This window comes from Streptomyces sp. NPDC005492, from assembly GCF_040605995.1.
GTDB lineage: Bacteria > Actinomycetota > Actinomycetes > Streptomycetales > Streptomycetaceae > Streptomyces.
In genome coordinates, this window is sequence record NZ_JBEXDX010000010.1 from 37678 (window position 1) to 52028 (window position 14351).

Consider the following 14351-nt stretch of genomic DNA (forward strand, 5'->3'; position numbering starts at 1 on the left):
AAGTCATTGACAACTCTTGCCGCTCGCTCTAGATTTTTGGACCGTGCCGATCGATCAAACGCCTCAACGGCCAGGTCTCGGCGCTTCACAGCAGCGCAGCGCACAGCTCAGCGCTTTGGCAAGGATTGCCATTCCACTGTCAAAAGACCAGGAGTTTCAGGCGTGCAGCGACCCATATACCCCTCATTCCGCTCCGTCCTGGCGGACAACGACGTCGTCCGGGTCGCGGGAGCGAACCACGCCCTGGGCGGGCTCCTGGCCGAGGAGGCCGGCTTCCAGGCCGTGTGGTCGTCGAGCCTTGAGGTCTCCGCGTCCCGCGGCCTGCCCGACGCCAGCATCCTGAGCATGACCGAGTACCTCGAAGCCGCCGCGAACATCCAGAAGGTGCTGCGCATCCCGGTCGTCGCCGACTGCGACACCGGCTACGGCGGCAATCTCAACGTGGGGCACATGGTCCACGAATTCGAGGCGGCCGGCATCACCGGGCTCTGCCTGGAGGACAAGCTGTTTCCGAAGATGAACAGCTTCGTGGCGGGCGGTCAGACACTGCTGGGCACCAAGGAGTTCGCCAAGAAGATCAAGATCGCCAAGGAGGCGCAGGCCTCCAAGGACACCTTCGTCATCGCCCGCACCGAGGCGCTCATCAGCGGCCTCGACGTGGCCGAGGCCCTGGCCCGCTGCCGCACCTACGCCGACTCCGGAGCCGACGCCGTCCTCGTCCACTCCAAGGCGAAGACCCGCGACCAGGTCGTCGCCTTCCTGGACGGCTGGGACTTCCGGGTCCCGGTGGTCATCGTCCCGACCACCTACCCCGACTGGCACATCGACGACATCCAGCGGGCGGGCGTCTCCGTCGTCATCTACGCAAACCACGGACTGCGCGCCACCGTCAGCGCTCTGCGCGACACCTACCGCTCCGTGTACGAGAACGGCGACACCACCGCCCTCGAAGGCTCCATCGCCTCGGTCAAGGACATCTTCGCGCTCCAGGGCCTCGACACCTGGCAGAAGCTCGACAGCTGATCGTCAGGACGGCCGCGCGGCGCGCGCGGGACGAGCGGACGGCGGCCGTGAGCGGGCCGGCGCACAGAAGCGGACAGGACCCTTGGCAATCATCTCCACTGCGGACGACCTGGTCGACAGCGACGTCTACATCGACCTGGACCACACGCTCGGCATCCCGCTGCACCTCAAGTGCGAGGGCTTCAACTTCGCGGGATCCGTGAAACTCAGGGCCGCCACGTCCATGGTCGTCACCGGCCTGAGGAACGGTCTGATCGGCGACGGCTCCACCCTCGTCGAATCCTCCTCGGGCAACCTCGGCGTGGCCCTCAGCGTCGTCACGGCGGCCCGGTCGATCCCCTTCGTCTGTGTCACCGACCCCAAGTGCAACCCGGCGACGGTCAAGCTGATGCGAGCCCTCGGCAGCGAGGTCGTGGTGGTGGACCGGCCCGACGCAAGCGGCGGCTACCTCTCGGCCCGCAAGGCCCTCGTGCGGGAACTGTGCGAGAGCAACACCGGCTATGTGTGGCTCAACCAGTACGAGAACCCGGCCAACTGGCTCGCCCACTACGAGAACACCGCGCCCCTGATAGCCAAACAGTTCCCCGACCTCGACGTGCTCTTCGTCGGCGCGGGCACCGGCGGCACGCTCAACGGCTGCGCCCAGTACTTCCGGGAGAACCGGCCCGGGGTGCGCGTCGTCGCCGTGGACACCGTGGGCTCGGTCAACTTCGGCCTGGCCTCGGGCCCCCGCCATCTGCCCGGCCTCGGCGCCGGCGAACCCATGCCCTTCGTACGGCGGGACCTGGTCCACGACGTGGTCCCGGTGCCGGAGCAGGACGCCGTACGGATGTGCCGGCGCCTGGCCCGGCACGGATTCCTCCTCGGCGGCTCCACCGGCACCGTCGTCAGCGGCGCCGCCGGCTGGCTCGCCCGGCACGACCCGGGCCGGTCGCTGAACGCGGTGGCCATCTCGGCGGACCTCGGCGACCGCTACCTCGAAACGGTTTACGACGACACGTGGGTCAAGGACACCTACGGCGACCTCCACACGGAACGGGAAGGCAGCAATGGCTGAGCAACAGGCCGAACCGCCGGGATTCTCCGTCGTCCCCGGCGCGGCCGTCCACCGGAGTCTGGCCGGACGCCGGGCGGAGATCATCGACCTGGTCGAGGACGCCTACCGGCTCCACGGCGAGGGGCGGACCGTGAACCCGCCGTCCTACTTCCTCCGGTTCCCCGACCGTCCCACCGCGCGCATCATCGCGCTGCCCGCCTCGGTCGGCGGCGGGCTCGGCGCGGACGGCGAGGCCGGTGTCGACGGGATCAAGTGGATCTCCAGCTTCCCCACCAACCTCGGCCTGGGCATTCCGCGCGCCTCGGCGCTGCTGCTGCTCAACGACCCGCGCACCGGCTACCCGTACGCCTGCCTCGAAGGGTCGATCATCAGCGCGGTGCGCACCGCCGCCTCGGCCGCGTCCGCCGCCCGCAGGCTGGCCGAACAGCGCGGCACCCCACGCCGCATCGGCTTCTTCGGCACCGGTCTCATCGCCCGGTACATCCACGACCACCTGTCCGAACTGGGCTGGCACATCGAAGAGTTCGGGGTGCACGACCTCAGCGCGAAGTACGCCGCGTCCTTCGCCGAGCAGGTCCTCGCGCCGACCGGCACACCGGTGCGGGTACACCCGGACGCCGAGTCCCTGGTCCGCTCCTCGGACCTGATCGTGTTCGCGACCACCGCGGCCACCCCGCACGTGGTCGACACCTCCTGGTTCGACCACAACCCCCTGGTGCTGCATGTCTCGCTGCGCGACCTGGGCACCGAGGTCGTACTGCGCAGCGCCAACGTCGTCGACGACGTCGAGCACGTACTCAAAGCCGACACCTCCGTGCACCTGGCCGAACAGGAGACCGGCAACCGCGCCTTCCTGGACGCCACCCTGTACGACGTCCTCACCGGCAAGTTCACCGCACCCGCCGACCGGCCCGTGGTCTTCTCCCCGTTCGGCCTGGGCGTGCTGGACCTCGTCGTCGGCGCCCATGTGCACCGGCTGGCCACCGCGGCCGGCGACACCGTCCCGATCGACGGCTTCTTCCACGAGCTGGACCGCCACCAGAGCGCGGGCACCTCATGACCACGCCCCTGACACCGGCGGAGCTGCCGCTCGCCCCGGGCGCCGCCGACCGCGCCCGCGAGCTGGGCCTGGGCCGCGACATCGGCCCGTCCGACACCACCTCCGGCGTGCTGGCCCGGGTGGCCGACACCGCGGCCCGGACACCGCGGCGCACCGCGGTCACCGACGGCGAATCCACCCTGTCGTACGCCGGACTACTCGCCCGCGTCGGCCGGTTCCGCACCGTGCTGAGCGAGGCCGGCTGCGCGGCCGGCACGGTGGTCGCGGCGGTCGGCGACCGTTCCGCCGACACCATCGCGGCATTCCTCGCCCTCGAAAGCCTCGGCGCCGTCTATCTCCCGATCGCCCCCGACTGGCCGGCCCAGCGCGTCGGCGAGGTGCTGGCCCGCAGCGGGGCCGGCCTGCTGCTCGACTACTCCGGCACCCCCGGAGGCGGCGGACCGCGCGGCCGTACGGCGGTGGCGGCAGCCGCCGAGCTGGGGACCGCCACGGTCGCGGCACCCGGCGGCGACACCCCGGTGCCCGTCCCGTTCGCCGGCGGGAACCCGGACCGCTCCCTGGAACCCCGCTACTGCATCTTCACCTCCGGGACCACCGGGCGGCCCAAGGGTGCCTCGGTGGAACACCGCGGCATGATGAACCACCTCTGGGCCAAGGTCGAGGACCTCGGTCTGACCGGCGCGGACCGGCTGGCCTTCACCGCTCCGCTGGTGTTCGACATCTCCATCTGGCAGATGCTGGCCCCGCTCCTCGTCGGCGGCGCCGTCGTCGTGGTGCGCGAGCCCGAACTCGCCTTCCCCCGGCGGCTGACGAACGTCCTGGAGCAGTCCGGCGTCACCGTCGTCGAACTCGTGCCGACCGTCGTCGGCTGGATCACCGAGCAGGCCGAACGCCGCACCGGCACGACCCTGCCCGCGCTGCGCTGGCTGATCTCCACCGGCGAGGAACTGCACACCGGACTCGCCGCCCGGTTCCTGGCCGCCGCGCCCCACGTCCGGCTGCTCAACGCCTACGGCCCCACGGAGTGTTCGGACGACATCACCCACCACGAGGTGACCGCGCGGGACACCATCCACCCCCGGCTGCCGGTCGGCGCACCGGTCCGCGGCGCCCGGCTCTACCTCCTCGCCCCCGAGGACGACGGACGGTGGCGGGCCGCCGGCGACGGCGAGAGCGGCGAGCTGTTCGTCGGCGGCGTGGTCGTCGGACTCGGCTACCTCAACGACCCCGACAACAACGCGGCGGCGTTCTTCACCGACCCCTTCGACCCCGGTTCCCCCACCGGGCGCCTGTACCGCACCGGAGACCTGGCCCGCTTCGAGGACGGCGTCGTCCACTACCTGGGACGCGTGGACCGGCAGGTCAAGGTCGCCGGGGTGCGCATGGAGCTGGACGAGATCGAGGTCGTCCTGCGCCGGCACCCGGCGGTCGACGAGTGCGCCGTCGTGGTGCCCGTCGTCGACGGGCGGCCCGAACTCGCCGCCTACTACACGCTGTTCGGCCCCGTCCCCACCGAGGAGCTGAAGGCCCACCTGGCCGACGCCCTCCCCGAGGCCATGGTGCCGCGCCGGCTCACCGAGCTCGACGCGCTGCCGCTGACCCAGAACGGCAAGACCGACCACCGTGCGCTGCGCCGGCTGACGCAGGACGGCTCGACCCCGGCAAAGGTGTGACATGGCACGCGAGAACACGACCCGAGTACCGGCCTCCGAAGCTCCCACCACCCCCGAGGTGACCGTCGACGACCTCCCCACCCACGCCCGGCTGCTGCTGGCACTTGCCCGGCCGCGGCTGGGCGAGAGCGACGTCGTGGAGGTCCGCGCCCTGGCGGGCCGGCCCGACCACGACTGGGGCGCCTTCCTGGAGGCCGCGGCCTGGCACAAGCTGCTGCCCCTGATCGGCCGGCACGTCGACCGGTACCGCCTGGACCGCAAGGCCGGCGACTCCCCCGGCTTCCCCTACTCCTGGGTGTTCATCGGCGCCTATCTCGCCAACCGCGCCCGCAACCAGGCGCTCGCCGACGAGTTCGGCCGCGTCTTCGCCGAACTCACCGCCGCGGGGCTGCGGTTCGCGGTCCGCAAGGGCTTCTCCCTCGGCGAAGGCGAGTACCACGACCCCGCACTCCGCCGCATCGCCGACCTCGACGTCCTGCTGGCCCGCGACGACGCCCCCGCCGCCCACGAGGTACTCGCCCGGCTCGGCTACCTCCAGGGCCAGGTCGCCGAGGACGGCGAGCGCATCGAGCCCTACAGCCGACAGACCCAGCTGTTCTGGAAGGTGAACCTCAGCAACCAGCTCCCGTACCGCAAACCCGGTGGCCGGCCCGACATCACCGATTTCAACGTCGACATCTGCCACGACATCTTCCAGAAGAAGTCCGGGGTCTCCCTCGCCGCCGAGGAGTTGCTCGACCGGGCCGTGCCCGTCGTGCTGTGCGGGGTCCCCGCCTGGGTCCCGGCCCCGGACGACCGGCTCCTGGACCTCTGCTCCCACCTCCACAAGGAGGCGGTGAGCCTGCACTTCTTCGAGAACAAACAGGACCTCCAGCTCAGCAAGTTCCTCGATCTGAGCCTGGTGGCCGAGGCCACCGACGACGACGCCTGGCAGCGGTTCCTGGACCGGGTCCGCGAGGTCGGTGCCGAGGCGATCGTCTACTACGCCCTGCACTTCACCGCCGTGCTGTACCCGCGCTCGGTACCCGCGTGGGTGCTCGACAAGGTACGTCCGGACGACACCGACTACCTGGAGCAGTACGGCTCCCTCGACGGGCGGACCGCGCGCTGGCAGCAGAGCTTCCTCGCCCGGCTCTTCGACCCCGGCCGGCACACCGCCGGCCCCGCCTCGAACGTGCCGCTCCAGTGACCGGCCCCGGCGCGCGGGCCGGTGAGCCGGGGCTCCTCGTCCTGAAGGTCGGCGGCAGCCTCCTCTCCGACAAGCGGGACACCGGCGAGACCGACTGGAGCGCCATCGACGACTACGCCGGGCTGCTCGCGGACCTGGTCGCCGCCCACCCCGGCCGGGTGGTCCTGGTGACCGGGGGCGGCGCGCTCTGCCACCCGGTCGGGCTGCGGATCAAGGCGGCGAAGGACGACCCGTACGCCGCCGTGGCCCTGACCGAACCGGCGTTCCGGATGCGCTGGGCCTGGACGACCCGGCTGCGCGCCCGGGGCGTACGGGCCGTCCCGCTCCAGGTCACGGCCATGTTCGAGGAACGCCCCGACGGCAGCCGGGTCTCCCACGGCGCGGTCGTCGGCCGGCTGCTCGCCGAGGGTGCGCTGCCCGTGCTGTCCAGCGACTGCTACCTCACCGCCGAGGGCACTCTGCGCATCCTCAGCAGCGATGACGTACCCGCCGCCCTGCTGGATCTCGGCGTCGGACCGGTCCGGGTGGTGGCCCTCACCGATGTCGACGGCATCCACACCGGAGGCCCCGGCTCTCCGGTGCTCGCCCACCTCGACCCCGACGAACTGGCCGCCGCCCGCGCCCTGTTCTGGACGGACGCGTGGGACGCCACCGGTGCCATGGAAGGCAAGGTCGAGGCGCTGGCCGACTCCGCCCGGCGCGGCGCCGAGTGCGTCATCACCCGCGGCGACCGCACGGCGGCGGACCTCAGGCACCTCTTCGCCCCGCTCGCGGACTGGCCGCCCGACACCCCGCGCACGCTGATCGCGCGGCGCGCCCCGAGCGGCACCACTCCCCCGCCCGCCCTCTTCCTGGAGAACGCCCCATGACCACCGCGTCCGACCGCCGGGACCGGGTCGTCCTGCTGAACCCGGGTCCGGTCAATGTGCACGACCGGGTCCGCACCGCCCTCGCCTCGCCCGACGAGTGCCACCGCGAACCGGAGGCCCAGGAACTCCTGGTCGGCGTGGCCGGCAAGATCGCCAAGGTGTGCGGCGGCGGGGACTCGCACACAGCCGTGCTGCTCACCGGCTCGGGCACGGCGGCCCTGGAGGCGGTCGTCAGCTCCGTCGTACCGGCCGACGGACGGCTCCTCGTCCTCGACAACGGTCACTACGGCGAACGGCTGCTGCGCATCGCCCGCGTCCACGGCATCGGCGTGGACCACCTGGAGTTCGGGTGGGCCGATCCGATCCCGCCGAAGGAGGTCGACCGCTTCCTGGGCGAGCACCCCGGTGTCACCCATGTCGCGGTGGTCCACCACGAGACCAGCACCGGCATGCTCAACCCGCTGCGGGAGCTGGGCGCCGTCGTCGCCCGGCACGGCAGGTCGCTGATCGTCGACGCCATCAGCAGCCTCGGCGCCGAGGAACTCGACGTCGTCGCCGACCACGTCGACTGGTGCGTCGGCACCGCGAACAAGTGCCTGGAGGGACTGCCCGGGATCAGTTTCGTCTGCGCCCCCAGGGAACGGTTCGCCGCGCTGGAACCGCTCACCCCACGCACCTTCTACCTCGACCTGTTCGCGGGCTACCGCGCCCAAGTCCTCGACCGCAACCCCCAGTTCACCCCGGCCCTGCAAGTCCTGCGCGCCCTCGACACCGCACTGGACCTCACCCTGGAGGAGGGCGTGGCCACCCGCGGCAGGCGTTACACGGACCGGGCCCGGGAGATCCGCGAAAACCTTGAGCGACGAGGCATAGAACTGCTGCTGCCGCCGCACCAACGGGCCGCCTCGATCACCAACGCCCATCTGTCCAACGGCCTGACGTACGACGAACTCCACGACGGGCTCAAGGAGCGCGGCTACGTCATCTACGCCACCCAGGCGAAGTCCGCCGGAGCGTTCCGGCTGGCCAACATGGGCCAGCTCACCGCGGCCGACATCACCGGCCTGTTCGCCGCGTTCGACGACGTCCTGAGCAAGCACGAGACCGAGCAGAAAGGAGTGGCGAACCGGTGACGACCGACAACTCCCGTGCCGCTGCGCCGATTCACCTGGCCATCGTGGGCGGCGGACCCACCTGCACCTACGTACTGGAGCGGCTCGCCGCCCTGGTGCGCGCGGCCGGCCGGCCGGTGCCCCTGGAGATCGTGATCTACGACCTCTCGGGCGAGTTCGGTCCCGGGCAGGTGCACAGCCCCGACCAGACCAGGACCAGCTATCTCAACCGGGTCGTGGGCCAGGTGGCGTTCGCCGCCGACGAGAGTGTCGTCGCGGCCGGCCCGCTGCTCACGGCCGGCGAGCGGCCCACCTTCCTTGAGTGGTGCCGCAGGAAGTTCCAGGAGACCGGTGACCCGCGCTTCGACCTGGTCGCCGAGGACTGGCCCAAGCGCTATCTGCACGGCCTCGCCCTGAAGGACCAGTTCACCCAGTACGTCGAGATCCTGCGCGCGGCCCAGGGTGTCTCGGTGACGTTGCGACGGTCCGAGGTGGTGGACCTGGAAGAGCGCGGCGAACGGTTCGGGATCCTCACCGCGGACACGGCAACGCCGTACGAGGCGGACTACGTCCTGATGCTCACCGGGCACTCCTCCAACCGGCCCGAACTCGACCCCCGGCAGACCGCCTGGGCGGACTTCGCGGGCCGGCACCAGGCTCATCTGATCCCGAACGCCTACCCGTTGGAGCGGTCTCTCGACCCGGCGTTCACCGGTCCCGGGACCACCGTGGCCTGTCTTGGCATGGGGCTCACCGGTATCGACGTGCTGCTCTACCTCACCGAGGGCCGGGGCGGCACCTTCGAACGCGGCGCGGACGGCCGGCTGGAGTACCGGCCGTGCGGACGCGAGCCCGACTCCGTCGTCGCCTTCAGCCGCTCCGGACTGTTCACCTTCGCGCGCCCCTACAACGAGAAGGAACGCGACATCGCGGCCCTGGAGTACAAGGGCCCCTTCCTCACCACGGACGCGGTGGCCCGGCTGCGCGCCACGGTGGGCGTGCCCAACATCATCGGCGGCCACGAAAAGCGCCAACTCGACTTCGAGGCACACGTCTTCCCGCTGATCCTGCTGGAGATGTCGCTGATCTACTACGGCACCCTGTACGGCGCCGAGTTCCGGGCGGCGGCGATCCGGGCGGCCCGACCCGGGTACGAGAAGTTCCTCGCGGACGCCGACGCGTTCGCCGGCCACCAGGAGGCGGCCTCGTTCCTGCTGGCCCCGCTGGAGGAGCTGGCACGGTCCGCCGCCGCCCAGGTGGACGAGGCGCTCGCGGGCCGCGCGGCACCGCGGGACGGGCAGCTCCCCCTGGCCGCTCTGCTCGGTTCCTTCCTCACCGTGGTCCACGGCGCCGACCAGGCCGCGAAACTGCTCGAACTGGCGGATGCCCCGGAGGAGTTCGCGACCGCCGCGGCCGCCGCCGAATCCCCGTGGCGGCACCCCCGGCGCGCCGCCGAGCACCGCTTCTCCTGGGAAAGCACGATCGCCCCGGTCCCCCGCGACGGCTACCCGGACGCGGAGGCGTACGTCGGGGCCTTCCTCGACTTCCTCGACAGGGACATCCGCTGGGCGGCCCAGGGCAACCTGAGCAATCCGGCGAAGGCCGCCGCCGACGCGGCCTGGCGCGACCTGCGCGGAGTCGTGATCGACGCGGTCGACTTCGGCGGCCTGCGCGCCTCCTCGCACCGCACCTTCCTCGGCGTGTACACCCCGCACCACAACCGGCTCTGCCAGGGCGCCTCCGTCGAGGCCATGGAGAAGGTGACCGCGCTCATCCGCTCCGGCCACGTCGACATCTCGGCCGGCCCCGGCGCACGCGTCGAGACCGACGAGGAAAGCGGCCGGTTCCGGGTCAGCGGGCCGGTAACCGGCACCACCCGACAGGCCGACGTACTGGTCGACGCCCGGGTGCACTCCTTCGACGCCGAGCGCGACGTGATGCCGGTCTACCCCAATCTGCTGCGCCGCGGACTGGTGCGGAAGTGGACCAACCCCGGTGTCGGAGAAGGTGACTTCGTCCCCGGTGGCCTGGACCTGACCCCCGAATTCCATCCGGTGCGCGCGGATGGCACGGTCGAGTCACGGATCACCTTCCTGGGCCCGCCCAGCGAAGGGGTGATGTACCACCAGATCGGCGCGCTCCGTCCGAACAAGGACCACCACGTCATCCGGGACATCCTGTGCTGGATCAACGCGTTCATGCCGCAGGGGGCCCCGGCCGGTTCGGAGCCGAAGAACATCGAAAGGACCCCGACATGAGCAACACCCCCTACAACGCCCCGGAGTACGGCGGAATCGAGATCCCGGAGCGGCTGAAGGAGATCACCGCGGCGCACGAGCGGCTGCGCGCCGAGGCGGCCGGACTCACCGAACAGGACGCGCGGGCGGCGATCGAACTGCCCGGTTGGACCCGCGGTCATGTCCTGATCCACCTCGCGGACCTCTCCCGGGCCTTCGCCCGGCAGGCCAGGTACGCCGTCGAGGGCCGCACCGTCGAGGTGTACGACGGCGGCCGGCCCACCCGTGACCGTCGCATCGAGGAACTGCACGACCGTCCCGTGGAATGGCTGCGCGAGCAGCTTGAGGAGGGCCTGACCGCCCTGGAGGAGGCGTGGGCGGCGCTCGGCACCGAGGACTGGGACCTGCCCTGCGCCTACCGCAACTCCCCTTTGTTCGCGACCCAGTTGGCGTGGTGGCGAGAGACCGCGCTGCACGGGGTCGACCTCGGTCGGGGCGACCGCTCCGAGGACTGGAGCGCCGCGCTCTCGGTCCATGTCGTCTCCTTCCTCCAGGTCCGGCTGCCCGACGGCACCGCCCTCGTCGCCGAGGACACCGGCCAGGAGTGGCACAAGGGCACGGGTGACGGCGCCGAGGTCCGCGGCACGCTGCGCTCGCTGGCCGCCTGGATCTCGGGCCGCCCGCACTCCGCCGCGCCCACCACGACGGCCGCCGCCCTGCCCGAACTGAACGCCTGGCCCTGACCGGCCCGTGCCGCGCGTCCGACGGGCGCGCGGCACCCGTACCCCGGAAGTGAGTTCACGTCATGACCGTCACCCAGACCGGCCCGGCACCGGCCGGACAGCTTGAAACCCCGGCCCAGCAGCTCGTCCGGGCCTTCGCCGAGCGGGGGTTCACCCACTTCACCGGCGTGCCCTGTTCCCTGCTCAAGGGCGTGTTCAAGGTCCTCGAAGGCACGGAGGCACCGCTGGCCGAGGGACTGTCCTACCTGCCGGCACCGCGCGAGGACTCCGCACTCGGCGTCGCCTCGGGCCTCGCCGCCGCCGGAGCCAGGCCGGTGGTCCTCATGCAGAACTCCGGTCTCGGCTACTCGCTGAACGTGCTGACATCGCTGAACCTGATCTACGACCTGCATGTGCCGTTGATCGTCAGCTGGCGCGGCCATGACGGCAACGACGCGGTGGAGCACGACGTGATCGGCCGTGAACTCACCCATCTCCTGGACGTGTTCGACCTGAAGCACACGGTTTTCGACCCGGAGCAGCCCCACGTCTCCGTCGACCGCTGCCTGGCGAAGGCCGAGGACGGCCGCTTCACCCCCGTCCTCATCGTGAAAGAAGGCATCTGAGCATGTTCGGCATCCAGGACGCGATCCGCGCGGTCACCGAGAAATACCCCACCTCGCTGTACGTGTCGACCTGCGGGTTCATCACCCGCGACCTCTACAACATCGCAGACCGGCCGCAGAACCTGTATCTGGTCGGTTCCATGGGCATGGCCGCCCCCGTGGGTCTCGGTGTGGCGCTGGCCCGCCCCGACAAACACGTCGTGGTCCTCGACGGCGACGGCTCCTTCGCGATGAACCTCAGCGTGCTGCCGATGATCGCCGAGCACGCCCCCGACCTGGTTCATGTGGTGCTCGACAACGGTCTGCACGAGAGCACCGGCGGCCAGCGCTCGGTCCGTGTCGGCGACCCCGCTGCGCTGGCCCGCGCCGCGGGCTACCCGGCCGCGTACGCCGTCGACTCGGCGGACGCCTTGGCGGCCGCGCGGCCCGAACCCGGCGTCACGTCCCTGCTGCACATCCGATGCGCCCCGCGCGGCGCGCACGCGGGCGAGCGCGTGCGGTGGACCCCGCAGCAACTGGTGGAGCGCTTCCGCGCCGAAGCGGTCGCCTGAGCCCCGGCCGGAAAGGAACACACCTCATGGAAGAGACGACGACCGCGGCTCTGGAGCCAGCCGTCCGGGAGATCCTGCTGCCCCTCCTCGGGCCGTCCACAGACCCCGCCGGCATCGGCCCCGACACCGACCTGTGGCAGGCCGGCCTGGACTCACTGGGCAGCGTGTCCCTGATGGCAGGGCTTGAGGACACCTTCGGCATCGAGTTCCCCGACGCCCTGCTCACCAAGGACACCTTCTCGACCGTCGGCCGGATCGTCGCCGCACTCGACGGCCTGGTGCGCTCATGACCCTCGACCTACGGCAGCTGCCCAGGCGTTCGTCGAGAGTGGTCGACCTGAACCTGCTGAGGATCAGGATCTCTTCGAACCTGCCGGAGTTCGACGCGTACGCGTACTTCTCCCGCTTCTCCGACGAAGGGCGGTCAGGCGAAGGTCCGTCCGCCGAACCGGCCGACTACGAGATCCACTGCGTCGATCTCGACCGGGACACCTTCGACACCGAGGAACTGCGGGCCCGCGCCGACCGCACCCTGCGCGCCAAACGCTTCCGGGCCGGCTACTACCTGAACCACATCTTCGGCACCCCCGCGTACCTGATCACCGAGGGCCACCGGTCCTACGTCTTCGGGCACCGGCTGGAACGCACGGTCTGGCCCTATTTCGTGAAGCGAATCCTGACCGACTTCGCCGTCGACCACGGATATCTCCACCTCAAGGCGGGCGGGTTCACCTTCGACGACGGCAGCGCCACGCTCCTCGTCGGCCCCAACGGCGGCGGCAAGACGGTCTTCCTGACACAGGCCTGCCGCGCCGGGGCCAGGTTCCTGACGAATACCCATGTCCTGGTGCGGGACGGCGTGGCCTTCGCCGTCCCGTCCTCGGTCCGGATCCGGCGCGACCCCCAGTTCGACGACCTCGTCGAACGACACCGGCTCACGCCCCATGTGGAGAGCGGCGACCATCTCGCCGCTCCGGAACTGCTGTTCCCGGGCACCCCGGCGGACACCGGCCGGATCCGCAACATCGTGATCACCGCCCACGATCCGGCCGGGCACCGCGGCTTCGAACCCGTCTCCGCCGACCAAACCGCCTTGTTCCTGGACCAGTTCGCGTCCGCGGTCACCAACTACGGCCTCAAGGACGACCTCCTGGCCCACTTCGGCGGCGACTTCGAGAAGTTCACCGCCGCGCTGGCCACGTTCAGGACCCAACTCACCGAACTGGTGGCCCAGGCCCGCTGTTTCCGGGCCAACGTCGACATGCTCGACGTGGGCCGCAGGACGGAGGTGCTGGCGGAGCTCGGCGGTGGAGTGGTGGGCGCGACCGGGACGGCCGGGTGACGCCGCTGGTCGCGCTGGTGGTGCTGCTGGCGGCGGTCACCCACGCCAGTTGGAACGCGATCACACACCGGATCAAGGACGAACTGGGCGGCCTCACCCTGGTCGGCATCGGCCGTGCGGCCTCGGGTGCGCTGCTCGCCGCCGCGGCCCCGCTGCCGGCGGCGGATGTCTGGCCCTTCCTGATCGCCTCCGGTGTCCTGCACGTCTGCTACCAGGTGGCGCTGATCACCTCCTTCCGGCTCGGCGACTTCGGCCAGGTGTATCCGATCGCGCGCGGGGTGTCCCCGACCGTGGTCACCCTGTTCGCCACCTTCGTCCTGGGCGAACGGATGGGCGACGCGGCCACCGTGGGTATGGTCCTGGTGACGTCGAGCCTCGTCGGCCTCGCCCTGTGGGGCGTCCGCGGCCGGTCGCGTCGCCGCCCGCAGTGGCCGGCGATCGCCATGGCCGCCACCACCGGACTGACCATCGCCGCCTACACCCTCGTCGACGGCGTGGGCATCCGCACGGCCGGCGCGGCCCTCGGCTACATCGGCTGGCTGATGCTGCTCGACGGCACGGCGATTCCCACCTACGCGGCGATACGACTGCGCGGCGGCCTCGCCGCACGGTTGCGCCCCGTGGCACTGCCTGGACTGCTCGGCGGGGTGCTGTCCGTCGTGTCGTACGGCCTCGTGCTGTGGGCCCAGACCCGGGCCCCGCTCGCACCGGTCGCGGTGCTGCGGGAATCGAGCGTGATCGTCGGCGCGGCCATCTCCGTGTTCCTGTTCAAGGAGCGGTTCGGTGGCGCGAGGATCGTCGCGGCGAGCGTCATGATGACGGGCATCGCCCTGATGCTCGCCACCACCTGAGAGGAATGGCACGGGCCGGGAGACAGAACGGAAGTTCCT

14 protein-coding genes are annotated in these 14351 nt (G+C 71.1%); all 14 read left to right on the top strand.

Translation table 11 applies throughout. The features are described 5' to 3' along the window. Positions 1 to 162: 162 nt before the first annotated feature. The 14 genes from ABZT04_RS16165 (at position 163) to ABZT04_RS16230 (ending at position 14312) form a co-directional block, all read left to right on the top strand. Positions 163 to 1023 carry an isocitrate lyase/phosphoenolpyruvate mutase family protein gene (locus ABZT04_RS16165; RefSeq protein ID WP_356056891.1) on the top strand — a complete coding sequence of 287 codons (861 nt, stop codon included), beginning with the start codon at positions 163 to 165 and terminating at the stop codon, positions 1021 to 1023. An 82-nt stretch (positions 1024 to 1105) separates the two neighbouring features. After that, the gene (gene sbnA / locus ABZT04_RS16170) at positions 1106 to 2080 is read left to right on the top strand and encodes a 2,3-diaminopropionate biosynthesis protein SbnA (RefSeq protein WP_356056893.1); all 975 of its coding nucleotides are present in this window, start codon (positions 1106 to 1108) and stop codon (positions 2078 to 2080) included. Further along, a complete protein-coding gene (gene sbnB / locus ABZT04_RS16175) occupies positions 2073 to 3140 on the top strand; it encodes a 2,3-diaminopropionate biosynthesis protein SbnB (protein WP_356056895.1) in 1068 nt (355 codons plus the stop codon). Before sbnA ends, sbnB begins: the two co-directional genes overlap by 8 nt. Then, positions 3137 to 4813, top strand: a complete 1677-nt coding sequence (locus ABZT04_RS16180) for an amino acid adenylation domain-containing protein (protein WP_356056897.1) — start codon at positions 3137 to 3139, stop codon at positions 4811 to 4813. Before sbnB ends, ABZT04_RS16180 begins: the two co-directional genes overlap by 4 nt. 1 nt (position 4814) lies before the next feature. Next, entirely contained in the window at positions 4815 to 6002 is a 1188-nt protein-coding gene (locus tag ABZT04_RS16185; RefSeq protein ID WP_356056898.1) for a nucleotidyltransferase family protein, read from the top strand. Continuing rightward, entirely contained in the window at positions 5999 to 6871 is an 873-nt protein-coding gene (locus ABZT04_RS16190) for a hypothetical protein (protein WP_356056899.1), read from the top strand. The genes ABZT04_RS16185 and ABZT04_RS16190 overlap by 4 nt, the downstream gene beginning before the upstream one ends. Beyond that, positions 6868 to 8004, top strand: a complete 1137-nt coding sequence (locus ABZT04_RS16195) for an aminotransferase class V-fold PLP-dependent enzyme (protein WP_356056901.1) — start codon at positions 6868 to 6870, stop codon at positions 8002 to 8004. Before ABZT04_RS16190 ends, ABZT04_RS16195 begins: the two co-directional genes overlap by 4 nt. Continuing rightward, on the top strand, positions 8001 to 10241 hold the full coding sequence (locus tag ABZT04_RS16200; protein ID WP_356056902.1) for an FAD/NAD(P)-binding protein: 2241 nt from the start codon (positions 8001 to 8003) through the stop codon (positions 10239 to 10241). Before ABZT04_RS16195 ends, ABZT04_RS16200 begins: the two co-directional genes overlap by 4 nt. Next, positions 10238 to 10963 (top strand): maleylpyruvate isomerase family mycothiol-dependent enzyme, encoded by a 726-nt coding sequence (locus tag ABZT04_RS16205; protein WP_356056903.1) that lies wholly within the window; start codon positions 10238 to 10240, stop codon positions 10961 to 10963. Before ABZT04_RS16200 ends, ABZT04_RS16205 begins: the two co-directional genes overlap by 4 nt. Positions 10964 to 11025: 62 nt before the next feature. Further along, entirely contained in the window at positions 11026 to 11568 is a 543-nt protein-coding gene (locus ABZT04_RS16210; protein WP_356056904.1) for a thiamine pyrophosphate-binding protein, read from the top strand. 2 nt (positions 11569 to 11570) lie between these two features. Next, positions 11571 to 12119, top strand: coding sequence for a thiamine pyrophosphate-dependent enzyme (locus ABZT04_RS16215; RefSeq protein ID WP_356056905.1), 549 nt, complete (start codon positions 11571 to 11573; stop codon positions 12117 to 12119). 26 nt (positions 12120 to 12145) lie between these two features. Beyond that, positions 12146 to 12409 carry a phosphopantetheine-binding protein gene (locus tag ABZT04_RS16220; RefSeq protein WP_356056906.1) on the top strand — a complete coding sequence of 88 codons (264 nt, stop codon included), beginning with the start codon at positions 12146 to 12148 and terminating at the stop codon, positions 12407 to 12409. Beyond that, the gene (locus ABZT04_RS16225; protein WP_356056907.1) at positions 12406 to 13461 is read left to right on the top strand and encodes a FomB family phosphonate monophosphate kinase; all 1056 of its coding nucleotides are present in this window, start codon (positions 12406 to 12408) and stop codon (positions 13459 to 13461) included. The genes ABZT04_RS16220 and ABZT04_RS16225 overlap by 4 nt, the downstream gene beginning before the upstream one ends. Further along, positions 13458 to 14312: an EamA family transporter gene (locus tag ABZT04_RS16230; protein WP_356056908.1), complete on the top strand. Its 855-nt coding sequence runs from the start codon at positions 13458 to 13460 to the stop codon at positions 14310 to 14312. The genes ABZT04_RS16225 and ABZT04_RS16230 overlap by 4 nt, the downstream gene beginning before the upstream one ends. Positions 14313 to 14351 lie beyond the last annotated feature (39 nt).